The sequence below is a fragment of the Oceanicaulis sp. genome, assembly GCF_965284345.1.
GTDB lineage: Bacteria > Pseudomonadota > Alphaproteobacteria > Caulobacterales > Maricaulaceae > Oceanicaulis > Oceanicaulis alexandrii_A.
The window spans coordinates 816,972-833,887 of record NZ_OZ260073.1 but is presented as its reverse complement, the minus strand read 5'-3'; the positions used below and the strand labels follow the sequence as shown (position 1 = coordinate 833,887).

Below are 16,916 nucleotides of genomic sequence, written 5' to 3'. Positions count from 1 at the left end.
GCCAGCGTCAGGCCAGAGCGTCGCGATCCACTCCATCCCAGTCCTTCATGGATGCAGGACGATAGTGCGCGTCATCATCATCATAGCGCACCCACACGCTGGGATGGAAACACGCCAGCGTCTCCTGTGAGGGGGGCGGCGCTTCACGCACCTTGTCACCCAATGCGCTCAAGAGACCGCCCGGCGTTTTGAAGCGGCAGAGCGGGTCCGGCTCCAGCCGCGAATCCAGTACGGCATGCTCAATCGACAGCCCTTGCTCGCGCGCCTGATCAGCCATCCATTTCAAGGCGATGTCCGATAAGGGCGTGTTGGCTGCTTCACCGCCGCCCACGCCCCCATGGGGGCCGATGAACCAGACCTGCCGCAAGGGATCGATCTCGTTCAGGGCGTCTTTGGAGGCTTCCATTGAGGTGAGAGGAAAGGCTTTTCGCGTTTCATCCAGCGCGCAGGCATGACGGGCGTGAAGCACTTTGCGGTTCAGTTGCGCGTCGTGAAACCGGTAGTCTTCATTCAGACGCTCATTGATTTCATGATCGTCAGAGAGGTCGGGGATGCCCAAAGCGCCTACCGTGTCCCAGCATCCGAGAAAATGAATGTCGGGTTCAAACCCGTTGCGTTCGCGGAACTCTCGGCACTTCCAGGATGAGGGCTTGAGGGCCTTGGAGCGATACAGCTCATAGGCTTCAGACAGCTTGCCCAGATTGCGCCGATGCAGAAGTCCCGAATTATAGATCAGGCCCGCCAGAGACCGCACGGTGTAGGCGCCGCGTGAAAATCCGAACAGCCAGATCTGGTCGCCTTCGCAATAGTTCAGAGAGAGAAACCGGTAGGCGTCATAAATTTTTTCTTCGAGCCCGCCGCCGAACGCGCCCTGACGTTTCTTGCGCAAGGAGCTGAGGATGCGTTTGAGCCAGTTTGAATTGCTATGCGTGAACGGCGTGCCGACCCCTGAATCGTAAAACACGATCTGTTCGATGGGATTGTCGGGATCAGAGGTGTCCGCAGCGCTCAGAGAAAACGCGAGCTTGGCAACATTCGTCGGCACCTGCTGGCTGATGGTCTGCCATGTGCCGTCAGAGCATACGATCAATCGTTTCATCACCACCTCCGTGCGTCATGTATAGAACACTGACTCAGAGGGGTGGGTTGTGCAATCAGGGATTTATTGTTTCAGGCGAGTCTGTGCTCCAGCCAGGGCAAGGTCCGGCCCGGGATGAGCTTAGAGGGGCGATCCTCGATGAAGCGTGCACCCATGGCGGTGTAAAAGCTGCGGGCGTTCGGGTCCGACAAGATTTGCAAGACATCGGCGTCCGCCATGCGCGCCTGCTCCAGCGCCCAGTCATACAGGCGCTTGCCCAGGCCCGTGCCGATGGCGTCGGGGGAGATGAACAATAGATCCAGCATGACGCTCCGCCCGGCGGCTTCGTCATGGGGGGCGCCGATTTGCGCCAGCCCTATGGGGGCGGCCTCTTGCCAGGCGGCGATGGCCCGACCGTCTTTCGCTGCGCCCGGATCCAGACGCAGGACGGTCTCCATCTTGGCCATCATGTCCTCGCCATAGCCCCAATACGCCTTGGAGCGCAGGATCATGGCGTTGACGGCGTCAAACTGATCCGGCTCCAGGCGTGAGAGGCGTATGTCAGGCATCTAGCTTCAGGCTCAGGCCTGGCCGATGGCGCCGTGGCAATGCTTGAACTTCTTGCCTGATCCGCACGGACAGGCGGCGTTGCGCGGCACACGTCCCCAGGTGCCCGGATCATTGGGGTCAACGCTTTGGGCGGCGACGCGCGTGGCGGTCGGCGAGGGCGTGGACTGGGCAGGACGCGGGCCGCTGTCATCCATCTCATTTCGGCCCGTTTGCGGGTCGATATGTTGCGCCTGGATGTTCTTGGGCGGTTGCGGCGCTTCGGGCGCAGGCGAGCTTTGCGCCATGCGCAGATGGAAGAGCACCCGCGTGGTTTCATAGCGCAGCTCGTCAAGCAGGTGCTCGAACAGCGCAAAGGCTTCAGTCTTGAACTCGTTGAGCGGGTCGCGCTGGGCGTAGCCGCGCAGACCCACAGCCGAGCGCAGGGCGTCCAGGTTCTGCAGGTGGTCCCGCCAGTTCTGGTCGATGGTCTGAAGCAGGATCTGCTTCTCGATCCGGCGCATCAGTTCCGGTCCGATATTGGCGGCCTTCTCGGCATAGGTCTCGTCGACCACCTTCATCAGGCGCTCGCGCATCTCTTCGTCCGCAATGCCTTCCTCGGCGGCCCATTCCTTGATCGGCAGCTCGAGATTGAAGTGCTTGACCACCTCTTCGTTGAGCCCGTCGATATCCCATTGGTCAGCATAGGCGCGCGGCGGGATATGCTTGGTGACCAGGTCCTCGACGGTCGTCTCGCGCATGTCGGTGATGACGTCAGAGACGTCTTTCGCGGTCATGAACTCGATGCGCTGTTCGAAGATCGCCTTGCGCTGATCATTCATCACATCATCGTATTTGAGGATGTTCTTGCGGATGTCGTAGTTGCGTTGCTCGACTTTTTTCTGGCTGGTCTCCACCGCCTTGGTCATCCAGGGGTGCTGGATGGCTTCACCCTCTTTCAGGCCCAGCGTGCGCATGATGCCGTCCAGGCGCTCAGGCGCGAAGATCCGCAGCAGGTCGTCTTCCACCGACAGGAAGAAAGCGGAGCGGCCCGGATCGCCCTGACGGCCCGAACGGCCGCGCAGCTGATTGTCGATCCGGCGGCTTTCATGGCGCTCGGTGCCGATGACGAACAGGCCGCCCGCGTCCAGAGCCTGTTGTTTCTTGTCGGCGACTTCCGCTTCAAACTGCTCGCGCTTGGTTTTCAGAGCGGCGTCATCGGGTTCGCGGCCCGCAGCTTTTTCCGCGTCCACCCAGACTTGCAGGTTGTAGTCCACATTGCCGCCGAGCTGGATGTCGGTGCCGCGGCCGGCCATGTTGGTGGCGATCGTCACGGCGCCCGGAGCGCCCGCCTGGGCGATGATTCCGGCTTCCTGCTCGTGATAGCGGGCGTTCAGAACCTGGTGGGCGATCTTTTTCTTCTTGAGGAAGTCAGACAGACGCTCGGATTTTTCGATCGACACCGTACCCACCAGAACCGGCTGGTTCTTGGCGTGGGCGTCGACAATGGCCTCGAGGATGGCCTGGAATTTCTCGTCCTCGGTGCGATAGAGCTCGTCTTCCTCGTCGATCCGCTGCACCGGGCGATTGGTGGGAATCTCCATCACGCCCAGCGAGTAGATATCGTGGAATTCATCCGCTTCGGTGGCGGCTGTGCCGGTCATGCCGCCGAGTTTCTTGTACAGGCGGAAATAGTTCTGGAAGGTGATCGAGGCCAGAGTCTGGTTTTCAGGCTGGATTTCGACGGTTTCCTTGGCCTCGATGGCCTGGTGCAGGCCGTCCGACAACCGGCGGCCCGGCATCATGCGGCCGGTAAACTCATCAATCAGAACGACCTTGTCTTCGCGGACGATATAATCCTTGTCGCGCACGAACAGCTTGTGCGCCTTCAGGCCCTGATTGACGTGGTGCACGACAGAGATGTTCTCGATGTCGTAGAGGTCGGCGTCGGTATCGAGAAGCTCACGCTCTTTCAGCAGCTGTTCGATATGCTCGTTGCCTTCTTCGGTGAAGGTGCACGAGCGGGCCTTTTCGTCGATGGTGAAATCCTCATCGTCCAGCATCGGGATGATCTGGTCGATGGTCTTGTAAAAGTCAGTGCGGTCTTCGGTCTGTCCCGAAATGATCAGCGGCGTGCGCGCTTCGTCGATCAGGATGGAGTCCACTTCGTCGACGATGGCGAAATGGTGCTCGGCCTTCTCCAGCGGACGACCGCCGAACTGGACCATGTCATTGAGCGCGTACTTCATATTGTCGCGCAGATAGTCAAAGCCCAGCTCGTTATTGGTGCCGTAGGTGATGTCGCAGGCATAAGCGTCGCGGCGCTCCGGATCGCTCATGCCGTGAATGATCACGCCGGTGCTCATGCCCAGCTTGGCGAACACCCGGCCCATCCATTCAGAGTCGCGCTGGGCGAGGTAATCGTTCACCGTCACCACATGAACGCCCTTGCCCGGCAGGGCGTTGAGATAGGCGGCCAGAGTGGAGACCAGCGTCTTGCCTTCACCGGTGCGCATTTCGGCGATATTGCCCCGGTGCAGCACGATGCCGCCCAGAAGCTGCACATCATAATGGCGTTGCCCCAGTGAGCGCTTGGCGGCTTCGCGCACGGCGGCGAAGGCTTCAGGCAGCAGCTTGTCCAGGCTTTCGCCGTTCTCATGACGCTCGCGAAACTCGACGGTTTTTTGCGCCAAAGCTGTGTCATCAAGCCCCTGAAAGTCTGGCTCCAGCGCATTGATCCGGTCCACGATGGGACGCATGCGCTTGACCTCACGGTCATTGGAGGAGCCGAAAAGCTTGCGGGCGATGTTGAGCATGACGTATCTGCCTTGACGGGCGAACAATGAATTAAAGACGACGTGAGCGCCCGAAGCGGCCGCCTGGGCGCAACTCTCACGTCGTATAAGGTCAAAGGTCACTTAAGGAGGCCCTGATTGACTGTCAATCAAGCCCGCCGACTGCGTGTAGCAGTCGCACTCATCACAATGGCGTTTATTGCGGGCTGTAACCCGCAAGGGGTTGAAGAATCTCAGCCCTCCAGCGCCACCTCGTTACAGTCAGGACTGCGCTTCACTGCGGACCGTGACGCGCAGCAATCACAGATCGCCGCGCGCGTGGGCGGGACGGTCATCACAATCAACGATGTGCGCCGTGAAGCGGCCGCTTTGGGATTGATTGAAAATCCGCAGGCCTTGCGCCCATCCGATCAGGAGTTCCGCGATACGCTGTCAGACCTGATCGATCAGAGGCTTCTGGCTCTGGAAGCTGTGGCGCGCGACATTCAGGACGAGGACGAAGCCTGGCGTCGGCTCGCCGCCGCTGAAGAACGCATTCTGGGCAATATCCTGGTGGAGAACGCCATTGCATCTGCGGTCAGCGACGACGCGGTCCAGCAGGTGTACGAGGAGCAAAGCCGCCTCGCTCCGCGCACCGAAGAGATCCGGGCGCGTCATATCCTGGTGGAGACCCGCGAGGAGGCGGACGAGGTCGCGCGCCTTCTGGCTGAAGGCGGTGATTTCGGACAATTGGCGGCGCAAGTGAGCCGGGATCTCGCCACGCGCTTCAGCGGCGGGGATTTGGGCTATTTCACCCGTTCCGGCATTCTCACCGGCTTCGCGCAAGTGGCGTTTGACACCGGCGAGGGCGAGGTCAGCGCGCCGTTTGAAACCGAATATGGCTGGCACGTCTTGCAGGTGATGGACCGCCGTCTCCAGCCGCGTGAAAGCCTGGACGAGGTGCGGCCCAACATCATCCGCTTCCTGACCTTGCAGGGCATAGACGATCTTCTGGAGGTGCTGCGCGAGCGTTATCCCGTGACCCGGGTCGCCGGGCAGGCGCCCAGCGCTCTGCGCACGACGGAGCCTGCGACGGTCCCGCCAGCGGACATTGATACGCCAGAAGAGGCGCCGGGCGAGGATGCGCCCTAAGCCTTAATGGCGCATACACCCTGTCTCCCAACTCCGCTTTAACCCAAACGGTCTACTGATATGAGTTCAAATCTGTTGCTAGTCGTGGCGTGCGCGCTTGTGGACCCGGATGGACGTGTCCTGCTGGCTCAGCGCCCGACCGGCAAACAGCATGCAGGCCTGTGGGAGTTCCCGGGCGGCAAGGTTGAACCGGGTGAAACGCCTGAACAGGCTCTCGTGCGCGAATTGCGCGAAGAGCTGGGGATCGAACCATGCGAGCAATGTCTGCAGCCGTTCGCCTTTGCGTCCGAACCGCTCGAGAGCGGGGGGCATCTTCTTATGCCGCTCTTTGTCTGCCGACGCTGGGACGGATTCATCCATCCCGCCGAGGGACAGAAAATTGTCTGGACGCGGCCCGACCAGTTTCGCGAGTATCCCATGCCGCCCGCCGACAAGCCTCTGGCGGCGGAATTGCGCGACAGGCTGGTCGGTGCGCGCGTCGGCTGATCCGCGATGAGCGTGGCGCGACGGCCATTGAATACGGCCTGATCGTCGGCCTTTTGGGCGTTGTCGTGATCACCGCCGTGTCTTTGCTGGGCGATCAGCTCTGGCAGCTTTTGCAAATGGTCAGCACGACGATCAGCACCGCGTCTGGCGAGGCGGGCTGAGCTAGCCCGCGATATCGCCGGATTTGTGCTCGGTGACGCCCAAAGCGTCAGCCAGGCGCACTTTCGCTGAGCCGGGGCGTTTGGGTTTGGGCTGGTCGGGATGCGGCGCCCAACCGGCGAAATGGATGATCTCGAACGTCGCAGGAACCTTGCCGTCTTCTTCCGCAAAGCGCTCTGAATAAGCCTGAGCGGTTTTCACAAAGAAGCTTTTGGTCGCGGGCGTCCGCGGACGCTCGATCAACGCATTGGTTTCGCCCATGGCGCGCAGATCGCGCATCAAAACGAACGAATTTCCGTAGCGCGCTTTCACGCGGTCCACGTCCGACACCGGCAGGGCGAAACCGGACCGGCTGAGCAAGCCCGCCATATCCACCGTATCGGCGAAGGGCGAAACGCGACGCGGCGCGGGGTCGGCGTCATCAACGCTTTTCAGGCATTGGCGCAGTTCGGTCAGCGTCGATCCGCCCAGAATCGCGCCGGCGAAAAATCCGTCGGGCTTCAGCGCGTGATTGATCTGGATCAGCGCTCCCACAAGGTCATTGGTCCAGTGCAGGTTGAGGCAGGCCAGCACCAGATCGACGCTTTCAGGTGCAATGGGCAGCTGTTCCTCATCCAGGCAGACCGCGGTCTGTTCACTCAATCCCGCCATGCGCGGGGACAGGTCGGTTTCGATCAGATGCGTGATTTTCTGCCGCGCCTTCGGGCGGTCTTTCAAGGCGCGACCCACCGTGCCCCCGCCACCCAGGACCAGGCAGGTTTCAAAATCCCGGCTCACGCTTTCCACGCGATCCAGAAGATCATCGGCAGCGCGGGCGTGTAAAAAGTCGTATGCTGCAAACTCAGAGGCGGCGCGATCCCGGCGACGGGCCAGCAAGCGCCGGTCAAACAGGACAGGCGGCCCGTCTTCGGGTTGCGGGGCGGGCTTGGATGAAATCAGCGTTACCGGGGTCATGGGGCAGATATGGACCCAATGCGCTGTCAGGCAAAGCCTTGGGGCTGTGGCGCGTCTGCGCGAATCTGGTCTGGCCGCCGCTCTGCCCGATCACCGGCGATCCTGTCGCTGCGCCCGGAGAATTGTCCGCCGAGGCCTGGTCAGAGGTGCGCTTTCTGGACGCGCCCTGGTGTGAAAGCTGCGGGCTGCCCTTTGACTATCCCATCGGCAAGGGCGCCTTGTGCGGGGCGTGCGCCGCGCAAGAGCCGGCCTGCCGCCGCATGCGCTCCGCCTTTGTCTATGACGCCGAAAGCCGGCGCCTGGTCCTGATGCTCAAACATGCCGGGCGCACGGACGGGCTGAAAGTCTTTGGGCGCTGGATGGCGCGGGCCGGACGTGATGCGCTGGACGGGGCGGACGGGCTGATCCCCATTCCGCTGCATGCTAGCCGGTTGCGTCGCCGCCGTTTCAACCAGTCTTTCCTGCTGGCGCGCGCGGTGTCGGAGGTCACCTCATTGCCCGTGGAGCCGAACCTGGTGGTGCGCACGCGCGCCACGCCCAGCCAGGGCGGGCTCAGCGGCAAGGCCCGCCAGCGCAATGTGGCGGGCGCGTTCCGTATTCAGAAAAACGCGAAACCTTTCATCGAGGGGCGGCGTTATGTCCTTGTGGACGATGTGCATACCACCGGCGCAACACTGCAGGCGTGTGCAAGGGTTCTTAAACGGGCCGGCGCCGAAGATGTGACCGCGATCACGCTGGCGCGCGTTGTTAAACCCGTGGACCCGCTTACATAACAGGACGAATGCGGACACCCCGCTCCCCTGAGATTGACTTGAAAACAAGGAGGGCCTGACATGGCCGTCACCCTTTATACTCGCCCTATGTGCCCGTATTGCGTGCGCGCTGTTTCGCTTCTCAAAAAGAAAGGCGTCTCGTTTGAAGAGATTGACGCCGGCTTTGATGTGAAGAAGAAAAAGGAAATGGTGGACCGCGCCAACGGCGCCCGGACCTTCCCGCAAATCTTCATTGGGGAGACCCATGTGGGCGGTTGCGATGAGATGATGGCGCTGGAACGCGCGGGCAAACTGGACGATCTGCTACGCACTGAAGGAGCGCTATGAGCGCGATCAAACTCGCATTGATACAGATGCGCTCCGGCACCGACCCGGAGCGCAATCTGGATGACGCCGAAGCGCTGATCCGCGAAGCGGCGGCCAATGGCGCGACTTTTGTCCTGACGCCAGAGACCACGACTTTGGTGCAAAAGGATGCAGAACGCCTGTTCGACCAGATCCATACGCCGGAGGTGGAGCCCGCCATCGTGCGCTTCGCCGATCTCGCGGACTCGCTCGGGATTGATCTTCTGATCGGCTCCATGGCGCTCAAGGGCGGTGCGACATCTGACGATGGTCGCGACCGCGCGGTCAATCGCTCGCATCTCTTTGGCCCGGATGGCGCACTCAAAGCCCGCTATGACAAGATCCACATGTTCGATGTGGCGCTGGGCGGCGGCGAGACCTATTCTGAATCCACCAATTACGCGCCGGGCGACCGGGCCGTGCTGACCGAAGCGGCGGGCGGGCAGCTGGGGCTGACCATTTGCTATGACGTGCGTTTCGCTGCGCTTTATCGCCGCCTCGCCCAGGCGGGCGCGCAAATGATCTCCGTGCCGAGCGCCTTTACCCGTCCCACGGGCCGTGCGCACTGGGAGACCTTGCTGCGGGCCCGCGCCATCGAGACCGGCAGCTTCATCCTGGCGCCGGCCCAAGGCGGCAAGCATGAGGACGGGCGCAAGACCTGGGGGCATTCCATGGTGATCGGCCCTTGGGGCGAGGTCATCGCCCATCTCGATCATGATGAACCGGGCGTGCTTCATGCCGAGATCGACCTTGATGAGGTCGCATCCGCGCGCAGCCGTATTCCTTCGCTCCGCAATGACCAGGAGTTCGCCGGTCCATGATCCGCTACGCCTTGTCTTGCGCGGACGGGCATGCGTTCGAGGCCTGGTTCCGCAACTCGGAAGACTATGACGTCCAGAATGAGCGTGGCTTTGTCGAGTGTCCGACCTGCGGCTCGCTTGAGGTCTCAAAACAACTGATGGCGCCTTCGGTGCGGACGTCCCGCAAGACTGAAGCGACCGCCAATAGCGCGCCTGATTTTCAAACTCTCGCGCGTCAGGTCCAGGCGCATATCCGGTCCAATTTTGATTATGTGGGCGAGCGCTTCGCCCGTGAAGCGCGCGCCATCCATAAGGGCGATGCGCCCGAGCGGCTGATTTATGGCGAGACGACCGCTGAAGAACGCGAACAGCTGAGTGAAGAGGGCGTGCCCTGCGCGCCCTTGCCCGAACCCTTCACGCCGACGCCGCCCAAGAAGGCGAACTGACGCCAGCGTGAACGCAGACCGGCTCGTCGGACCAATCGGCCCCAGATCGCGATCTAGGCTGGTTTCTCGGACGCCATCAGATAATTCACGCCGGAATCTGATGAGATGAAGAACATATCTTTCAGCGGATTATAGCTCACACCCACCGGCTCCATCGGTTTCAACCCTTCAGCCTGGAGCGCTTTACGCACTTCTTGGGGTTTGACGAGCTTGCTGAAGCGGTGGGTGCCGCGCGGCAGCCAGCCCAGCACATATTCCGCGCCGAAGATGGCGGTGGCGAAAGCGCGCGGCGTGCGGTTGATCGTGCCGACGATCATGATGCCGCCCGGCTTCACCATCTTGGCGCAATCGCGCAGGAAGGTCTCGGGATTGGCCACGTGCTCGACCACTTCGAGATTGAGCACCACGTCAAACTGTTCCGGACCGCCCTCTTCGAGCAATTGCTCGGCGGTGCCGTGGCGGTAATCAATGGTCAGGCCGTTTTCCTCGGCATGCACCAGTGCGGTCTTGATGTTGGCTTCTGCGGCGTCCACCGCCGTCACGGATGCGCCCAGCCGGGCGATGGGTTCGGAAACCAGTCCGCCGCCGCAACCGATATCGAGCACCTTGAGGCCCTTGAGCGGCTCGGCGCCCTCAGTATTGAAGTGGCGGCTCAGCAGCTCCCGGATATAGGTCAGGCGCGCCGGGTTGAATTTGTGCAAGGGCGCGAATTTCGACTTCGGATCCCACCATTCGCCGGCGATGCGGGAGAATTTCTCGACTTCCTCGGGATCAATCGAGGGCGTGGACAAGTGGGTCGGGGCTTCGGCCTGGGCCATGATGGGCTCCTTCGCATCCCGGCGGAGAACAGCAGATGCACATTTGCGCTGGTTTCGCCGGTTTTGTACCTATTGCGCCGCAATATGGTCTCATCTCCCGCGATTATCGAGCCCGTTGCGCCGCAGAGCGCCGTTCTGCCGCTGATTGTCGTGTGTTTGGAGGATGTTAATGGCTACGCCCCGTCTCGTGCTGAAATTTGGCGGCACCTCTATGGCGAACCCTGAGCGCATTGCGCACTCCGCTTCCATCGTCGCCGCCGAAGCGCGACAAGGCAAACAGGTGGCCGTCGTGGTGTCCGCCATGGCGGGCGAAACCGACCGCTTGCTAAGCGCGGCTGAAGCGCTGGGCGGCGGGCTGGGCGAGGTTGAAACCGATACGGTTCTGGCGGCGGGCGAGCAGGCGAGCGCGGCGCTGATGGCGCTCGCGCTCAAGCGCGAAGGCTTTAATTCCGAAGCCGTCATGGGCTGGAGCCTGCCGATCCTGGTGGAAGGCCCGCCGGGCAGCGCCAAGATCACCGATATTCATGGCGAATCTCTTGATGAGATGATGTCCGCGGGCGTGATCCCTGTCGTAGCCGGCTATCAGGGGCTCAACGCGAACGGGCGTCTCGCGACCCTGGGCCGGGGCGGCACGGATCTGAGCGCTGCAGCGGTCGCCGCGGCTGTGGGCGCAGAGTGCGACATCTACACCGATGTGGATGGGGTTTTCACCACAGATCCGCGCATCGCGCCCGAAGCGGTCCGGGTCGAACGCATCAGCCATGACGCCATGCTGGAGCTGGCGGCCATGGGCGCGAAAGTGCTGCAGACCCGCTCGGTCGAATACGCCAAGGCGAAGGGCGTGACGTTGCGCGTGAAGTCGAGCTTCTTGCCGGCCGGGACGAGCGCGGGGACTGAAGTCACGCCTGAAACGGCGATTGCGGAAAAGCGCATTGTGTCAGGCGTCGCCTATGTCCGTGATCAGTCGCGCTTGTCGCTGCATGGCGGCGAGGGGCCCCAGTCGGCGGAGCTTCTGTTCGCGGCGCTTGGGGACGCGGATGTGGATGTGGACATGATCGTGCAGGCTCGCGCCCGCTCGGGCGGTTCTGTGGTGGAATGCTCGGTGGCGGGGCGCGACTTGCCGCGCGCGCTGGCGGCGGCGGAAAACGCCGCCCGGCCCAATGGGCTGGAGGTGCGCTCTGAAACCGGCCTCGCCAAGGTCTCGGTCGTGGGCACGGGGTTGCGGGGCCGAGCGGATGTGGCGCGCACGCTGTATGCCGTGCTGGCGCGCGAAGGCATCGCGGTGCGGATGACGGCGACAAGCGAGATCAAGATTTCCGCGCTTGTGGATGCAGACCTTCTCGAACACGCAGTGCGTGCGTTGCACAGCGCCTACAGGTTGGGCGCGGCGCCGCCCAAGGCTTGACGAACCCCCCTCAAACATTGCCTGTATCCCCCGAAACCGGACTCAGGCGGGCGCGCTCCGCCTGCTGCGGCCCCAGACAGGATGCCTGACAGATCGCCATGACGCCTCAAAGCCTGTCCACGACCGTGCGCGGCCCTCGCCGTTTGCTCAGCCGTATCCGCGACCTGATGGCGGCCCAGGAGGATGCGCAAAAGCGTCTCGACCGGCTGACCGACATCATTGCGGAAGAGACGGGCGCGGATGTGTGCTCGATCTATCTGATGCGGCCGTCTGGCGCGCTTGAACTGTCAGCGACCCATGGCCTGGACCCGTCGGCCGTACACCGGGTGCGCCTGCACGCCGGCGAAGGCCTTGTGGGCGAGGTGGCGCGCCGGGCGCGCCCCTTTACGGTCGAGGATGCGCCTTCTCACCCCAGCTTTTCCTACAAACCGGAAACCGGCGAGGAGCCCTTCAAGAGCTTTGTGGGCGTGCCGATCCTGCGCGGCGGTCGTCTGGTGGGCGTCCTGACGGCGCAAACCGTGGCGATGCGGCCGACCACTGAAGAAGAGATCGAAACCCTTCAGACCGTGGCCATGCTGCTGGCGGAAATCGTCACGTCAGGCGAACTGGTGAAGGCGGAAGCTTTCTCCGAGCTCGAAGTGCGCCTGTCCAAACCTGAACGTTTTCAGGGCCTGGCCCTGTCAGCGGGCGTGGTGCGCGGCGTGGCGGTGAAGCATGAGCCGCATGTGCTCTCCACCCGGCTGGTGGCGGATGACGCGGCGGCGGAAGAAGTGCGTCTGAACGAAGCGGTCACGCGTCTGCGGCGCTCGGTCGATCAGCTGCTGGATTCCGGGCGCGTGCCCATCGGCACGCCCTCGCGTGAAGTGCTCGAAACCTACCGCATGTTCGCCCATGACCGCGGCTGGCTCAATCAGTTGGGCGAGGCGATCCGGGCAGGTCTGACGGCGGAAGCGGCGGTCGAGCGGGTTCGTAACGAACACCGTGCGCGCCTGATGAAAGCGCGCGATGCGCACTTTCAGGAACGTCTTCACGATCTTGAAGACCTCGCCAACCGGCTGCTGCGACATCTCGCGCGCACCGAAGAGACGCAAGAGGACAGCCTGCCCGAGAACGCGATCATCGTGGCGCGCTCGGTTGGGCCGGCGGAACTTCTGGAATTTGACCGTTCGCGTCTCGCCGGCATCGCCGTCGAGGAAGGCTCCGTCACCGGTCACGCCGCCATTGTCGCCAAGGCTCTGGGCATTCCGATGGTGGGGCGGCTCGAAGGCGCGCTTGATCGGGTGGAAGAGGGCGACAGCGTCATTCTGGACGGTGAGTTCGGGCTCTTGCATGTGCGCCCGAATGACGAGGTGACCACAGCCTATGGCGAGCGGATCGCCATGCTGGCCGAACGACAGCGGGCGTTCGAGCATCTGCGCGATGCGCCTGCGAAAACGGGTGACGGCCAGGAGATGACGCTGGGCATGAATGCGGGGCTTCTGGTCGAGATGAACCGACTTGAAGACACAGGCGCGTCAGGCGTGGGGCTCTTCCGCACGGAATTTCAGTTCATGGTGGCCGATACGCTGCCGCGACTCAGCGCGCAGATCGAATTGTATAAGGCGGTGTATGATGCGGCTGGAGACAAGCCCGTCGTGTTTCGCACGCTCGACCTGGGCGGCGACAAGGTCACATCCTTCATCTCGTCCATGCGCGAACCCAATCCAGCCTTGGGCTGGCGGGCGTTGCGCATGGGGCTCGATCGGCCTGCGCTGACCCGATACCAGCTGCGGGCGCTGGTGCGCGCCTCGGGAGGGCGGACCCTCAACGTGCTGTTCCCGATGATTTCGGTCGCTGAAGAACTGGCTGCGGCGCGTGACGTGCTGGAGCGTGAGCTCGATCTGGCGCGTCGACACGGACATGATGCGCCTGATGAGCTGCGCGTCGGGCTGATGCTGGAGACGCCTGCGGTGGCGTTTGCGCCGGACGCGTGTCTTGAGCTCGCGGATTTCGTGTCGGTCGGGGCCAATGACCTGATGCAGTATTTCTTCGCAGCAGATCGTCAAAACCCGCGCGTGTCAGACCGGTATGACCCGATAAGCGCGCCAGCGTTACGGTTATTTAAGGATGTTCGGCAAGCGTGTGACGCTTACGGCAAACCTGTGAATGTCTGTGGTGAACTGGCGGGCCAGCCGTTTGAGGCGTGCGTCCTGGCGGCGCTGGGATATCGCAGCCTGTCCATGGCGGCGGGATCCATTGGGCCGGTCAAGCAGGCGTTGGCGGGATGCGATCTGAGCCTTTTGACGCCTTGGCTGGATGCTGAAATTCAGCAGGGCGTGAAAATTGGGGCTCCGTCTTTGCGGGATCGGATGCTCCAAGCTGGAAAAGAAATCGGTTTGCCGCGAGAAGTTGTTGATAAAAACTAAAGCATTTGGTTGAATAGTCTTGAGTGAGGCTGGGGTGCCACACTTATGAGGGGAGCGTCCACTGTGACGCAGGAAATGGCGAACGCGAAGATGCGCGATTACGAACCGACGTCAGACGATACAGGCTTTGTGCCTGTCGACGCAGTGTTCAGCGCGCCCGCACCGGCGCTGGAAGGCGTCAGCTTGGGCGAGCGCCTGCGACTGAGCCGGACTCACGCCGGATTGACCCTGGATAGCGCCTCCGCCCGCACCCGCATCAAACGTGATTATCTGGACGCTCTTGAAGCGATGGATTCCCGCGGCCTGCCGTCAAAAGCTTATGCCGTGGGCTATCTGCGCACCTACGCCGCCTTTCTCGGGCTGGACGTGGCCGATTGCGTCCGCCAGTTCAAAGAAGAAGTGGATTGCGACGCCGGTCGCGGCGAGCCGACCGCGCCGCAGGAGCGTCGTGAGATCAAGCTGCCGCGCGGCCTGGTCGGCGCCGTGCTCATTCTGGGCGGCGTGGTCGTCGCAGCGGGCTGGTACGGCAATTACGTGACCCGCGCTGAAGCGTTCGCTGGCGCAGCGGCGCCCATGGACGCGCTGATGCGCGCTGAAACACCGCTTGTGGAGCTGGAAAGCTCCGGCGCGCCGACCCGCGCCGCCATCTGGTCCGGCCTGCCTGACGCCCATGCGGGCAATACGCTGGTTCTTGAGGCTGGCGGTCGGGTGGATATCGAAGTTCGCGACGCGTCAGGCCGTATCCTTGCCGCGCGTGAGCTTGAGCCGGGCGAGCTCTATCGCGCGCCGGACGAGCCGGGCTTGACCATTTCGACCAATGACGCTGGCGCGGTCCTGGTGCGGGCTGCCGGCCGGCCCATGGGCCCGCTGGGCGAGCCGGGACAGGCTGTGGACAATATCTCCGCCGCCGAATTTGTGCTCACGGCGTTGCGTGAAGCTGACGCTGGCTAGCTGTTGCTGCCGAGACAGCCTCGGCCTGCGGGGCTCGCTTAACCGCATTCCAGCGCTTATATCCCTGTCAGACTGAAACCCTGCTCCAAGCGAGGCGGCGATCATGGCGGTTGAAGATCACACCAAAGTTCGGCCCTGGCGGATGATTGACCGCCGCAGGAGCCGCCAGATCCATGTGGGCGATGTGGCTGTGGGCGGCGATGCGCCGATCTCGGTGCAGTCCATGACCAATACGCTCACCACTGACGCCAATGCGACCATCAACCAGATCCGGGCGCTGGAAGAGGCGGGCGCAGACATTGTGCGCGTATCCTGCCCGGACACGGACTCGACCGCCGCGTTCAAGACGATCGCGAAAGCCGCCAAGGTGCCCCTCGTCGCCGACATCCATTTTCACTATAAGCGCGGCATCGAGGCCGCCGAGGCGGGCGCCGCCTGCCTGCGGATCAATCCGGGCAATATCGGCTCGATGGACCGGGTGCGCGATGTGGTTCAGGCCGCCCGAGATCATGGCTGCTCGATCCGCATCGGGGTGAACGCCGGCTCGCTTGAGCGCGAGCTTCTGGAAAAATATGGCGAACCGTGCCCGGACGCGATGGTGGAAAGCGCGCTCAATCATGCGCGCATCCTCGAAGATCTCGATTTTCGCGAATACAAGATTTCGGTGAAGGCGTCAGACGTCTTCCTGACTGTGGCGGCGTATCAGGCGCTGGCCGAGGCCACCGACGCGCCCTTGCATCTGGGCGTTACGGAAGCGGGCGGTCTGCGCACGGGCGGGGTGAAAAGCTCGATCGGCATGGGGTCCATGCTGTGGGCCGGGATCGGCGACACCATTCGCGTCTCGCTCTCGGCGGACCCGGTGGAAGAGATCAAGGTCGGCTATGACATCCTCAAATCCCTGGGGCTTCGGACCCGCGGCGTGAACATCATCGCCTGCCCAAGCTGTGCGCGGCAGGGCTTTGACGTCATCAAGACCGTCGAGGCGCTGGAACACCGGCTTGAGCACATCTCCGAGCCCATCTCGCTGTCGATTATCGGCTGCGTGGTGAACGGGCCGGGCGAGGCCGCCTATACGGACCTGGGATTCACCGGCGGCGGCAAGGGCTCGGGCATGCTCTATTTCGCCGGCCAGGCGGACGAAAAAGTCTCAAACGACACCATGATCGAGCGCATCGTCGAAGCCGTCGAGGACAAGGCCGCCAAGATGCGCGCCGAACGCGAGGCGTCCGAAGCGGCGGCGGAGTAGTCATGCCCCCGCCGCCGGCCGCGATCAATTGTTGTTAGAGGCCTGGATCGAACATCCCAGCGTGCTCTCTCCACTGGTCCACCAGATATCGTCATCGCCGCACGGGCCGTTCAGGACCATATCCTTGCAGTCGAGCGGCTCATCGCACCAGCACTCTTGCACCTGGCCGTTGGCGTGACTGCAATCATACTCCGGGACGGGCGTCATGCCGTCTGCTCCGGTTTGAAGGGTCGTGGCCGGGCTCTGGCCGACATAGGTGCGGGTGTGCTCAGGCGGCGCGACCGGTTCGCGGCGTTGCATGGCGCGCGCCGGCGCCCGTTGAGCGGCGCTCTCGCGCAGCGTGGCGTCACTGGCGCTGGCGGTCATCAGAATAAAGCCGCCTGCCCCCAGAGTGATGGCGGCGATGACGCCAATCAGCACTTTGATCAGTCTCATTGGATCCTCCCTTTCACCCGGCCTCTCACGCACCCTGTCCATGCGCGCGTCCTCGCCGGAAGCGTGAATAATGCCATAACCTGTCCTGATAGGGGAGCCGGCGGTCACGTGCGCCGCTTTCCATGAAGCCGAATATGCGCTTA

17 protein-coding genes are annotated in these 16,916 nt (G+C 62.8%); 11 read left to right on the top strand and 6 right to left on the bottom strand.

The genetic code is table 11. The features are described 5' to 3' along the window. Nucleotides 1-7 precede the first annotated feature (7 nt). The 3 genes from ACQ66J_RS04170 to secA form a co-directional block, all read right to left on the bottom strand. Nucleotides 8-1,099, bottom strand: a complete 1,092-nt coding sequence (locus ACQ66J_RS04170) for a DUF2235 domain-containing protein (protein WP_430430606.1) — start codon at nucleotides 1,097-1,099, stop codon at nucleotides 8-10. Nucleotides 1,100-1,170: 71 nt separating this feature from the next. After that, the gene (locus ACQ66J_RS04165; RefSeq protein WP_430430605.1) at nucleotides 1,171-1,647 is read right to left on the bottom strand and encodes a GNAT family N-acetyltransferase; all 477 of its coding nucleotides are present in this window, start codon (nucleotides 1,645-1,647) and stop codon (nucleotides 1,171-1,173) included. 12 nt (nucleotides 1,648-1,659) lie between these two features. After that, nucleotides 1,660-4,440: a preprotein translocase subunit SecA gene (gene secA, locus ACQ66J_RS04160; RefSeq protein ID WP_430430604.1), complete on the bottom strand. Its 2,781-nt coding sequence runs from the start codon at nucleotides 4,438-4,440 to the stop codon at nucleotides 1,660-1,662. 117 nt (nucleotides 4,441-4,557) lie between these two features. Between secA and ACQ66J_RS04155 the strand changes: the two genes are divergently transcribed. The 3 genes from ACQ66J_RS04155 to ACQ66J_RS04145 are packed head-to-tail and all read left to right on the top strand — an operon-like array spanning nucleotide 4,558 to nucleotide 6,197. Further along, a complete protein-coding gene (locus ACQ66J_RS04155; RefSeq protein WP_430430603.1) occupies nucleotides 4,558-5,550 on the top strand; it encodes a peptidylprolyl isomerase in 993 nt (330 codons plus the stop codon). A gap of 60 nt (nucleotides 5,551-5,610) precedes the next feature. After that, entirely contained in the window at nucleotides 5,611-6,036 is a 426-nt protein-coding gene (locus tag ACQ66J_RS04150; protein ID WP_375548342.1) for a (deoxy)nucleoside triphosphate pyrophosphohydrolase, read from the top strand. Then, nucleotides 6,033-6,197, top strand: coding sequence for a Flp family type IVb pilin (locus ACQ66J_RS04145; protein ID WP_375550194.1), 165 nt, complete (start codon nucleotides 6,033-6,035; stop codon nucleotides 6,195-6,197). Before ACQ66J_RS04150 ends, ACQ66J_RS04145 begins: the two co-directional genes overlap by 4 nt. A 1-nt stretch (nucleotide 6,198) precedes the next feature. Here the strand turns inward: ACQ66J_RS04145 and ACQ66J_RS04140 are convergent, their stop codons facing one another. Next, the gene (locus tag ACQ66J_RS04140; protein ID WP_430430602.1) at nucleotides 6,199-7,149 is read right to left on the bottom strand and encodes a methyltransferase domain-containing protein; all 951 of its coding nucleotides are present in this window, start codon (nucleotides 7,147-7,149) and stop codon (nucleotides 6,199-6,201) included. Between ACQ66J_RS04140 and ACQ66J_RS04135 the strand changes: the two genes are divergently transcribed. Genes ACQ66J_RS04135 through ACQ66J_RS04120 form a run of 4 tightly spaced genes read left to right on the top strand, consistent with a single transcriptional unit; the run spans nucleotide 7,125 to nucleotide 9,513 of the window. After that, a complete protein-coding gene (locus ACQ66J_RS04135; RefSeq protein WP_430430601.1) occupies nucleotides 7,125-7,922 on the top strand; it encodes a ComF family protein in 798 nt (265 codons plus the stop codon). The two genes, ACQ66J_RS04140 and ACQ66J_RS04135, sit on opposite strands and share 25 nt — an antisense overlap. A 60-nt stretch (nucleotides 7,923-7,982) precedes the next feature. Continuing rightward, a complete protein-coding gene (gene grxC / locus ACQ66J_RS04130) occupies nucleotides 7,983-8,249 on the top strand; it encodes a glutaredoxin 3 (RefSeq protein WP_022700293.1) in 267 nt (88 codons plus the stop codon). Beyond that, nucleotides 8,246-9,088, top strand: coding sequence for a carbon-nitrogen hydrolase family protein (locus tag ACQ66J_RS04125; protein ID WP_430430600.1), 843 nt, complete (start codon nucleotides 8,246-8,248; stop codon nucleotides 9,086-9,088). The genes grxC and ACQ66J_RS04125 overlap by 4 nt, the downstream gene beginning before the upstream one ends. Then, complete coding sequence (locus tag ACQ66J_RS04120) at nucleotides 9,085-9,513, top strand: DUF1178 family protein (RefSeq protein ID WP_430430599.1); 429 nt, start codon at nucleotides 9,085-9,087, stop codon at nucleotides 9,511-9,513. Before ACQ66J_RS04125 ends, ACQ66J_RS04120 begins: the two co-directional genes overlap by 4 nt. Before the next feature lie 53 nt (nucleotides 9,514-9,566). Here ACQ66J_RS04120 and ubiG read toward each other — a convergent pair whose 3' ends face one another. Then, nucleotides 9,567-10,331 (bottom strand): bifunctional 2-polyprenyl-6-hydroxyphenol methylase/3-demethylubiquinol 3-O-methyltransferase UbiG, encoded by a 765-nt coding sequence (gene ubiG, locus ACQ66J_RS04115; protein ID WP_430430598.1) that lies wholly within the window; start codon nucleotides 10,329-10,331, stop codon nucleotides 9,567-9,569. A 169-nt stretch (nucleotides 10,332-10,500) separates the two neighbouring features. Between ubiG and ACQ66J_RS04110 the strand changes: the two genes are divergently transcribed. The 4 genes from ACQ66J_RS04110 to ispG all read left to right on the top strand — a co-directional run bounded on the left by ACQ66J_RS04110 (nucleotide 10,501) and on the right by ispG (nucleotide 16,338). After that, entirely contained in the window at nucleotides 10,501-11,736 is a 1,236-nt protein-coding gene (locus tag ACQ66J_RS04110) for an aspartate kinase (protein ID WP_430430597.1), read from the top strand. Nucleotides 11,737-11,834: 98 nt separating this feature from the next. Next, nucleotides 11,835-14,141, top strand: coding sequence for a phosphoenolpyruvate--protein phosphotransferase (gene ptsP / locus ACQ66J_RS04105; protein ID WP_430430596.1), 2,307 nt, complete (start codon nucleotides 11,835-11,837; stop codon nucleotides 14,139-14,141). A 75-nt stretch (nucleotides 14,142-14,216) separates the two neighbouring features. Continuing rightward, entirely contained in the window at nucleotides 14,217-15,092 is an 876-nt protein-coding gene (locus ACQ66J_RS04100; protein WP_375548350.1) for a helix-turn-helix domain-containing protein, read from the top strand. A gap of 103 nt (nucleotides 15,093-15,195) precedes the next feature. Next, nucleotides 15,196-16,338, top strand: coding sequence for a flavodoxin-dependent (E)-4-hydroxy-3-methylbut-2-enyl-diphosphate synthase (gene ispG / locus ACQ66J_RS04095; RefSeq protein WP_430430595.1), 1,143 nt, complete (start codon nucleotides 15,196-15,198; stop codon nucleotides 16,336-16,338). A 24-nt stretch (nucleotides 16,339-16,362) separates the two neighbouring features. Here ispG and ACQ66J_RS04090 read toward each other — a convergent pair whose 3' ends face one another. Next, complete coding sequence (locus ACQ66J_RS04090) at nucleotides 16,363-16,773, bottom strand: hypothetical protein (protein ID WP_430430594.1); 411 nt, start codon at nucleotides 16,771-16,773, stop codon at nucleotides 16,363-16,365. Between the last annotated feature and the right edge of the window lie 143 nt (nucleotides 16,774-16,916).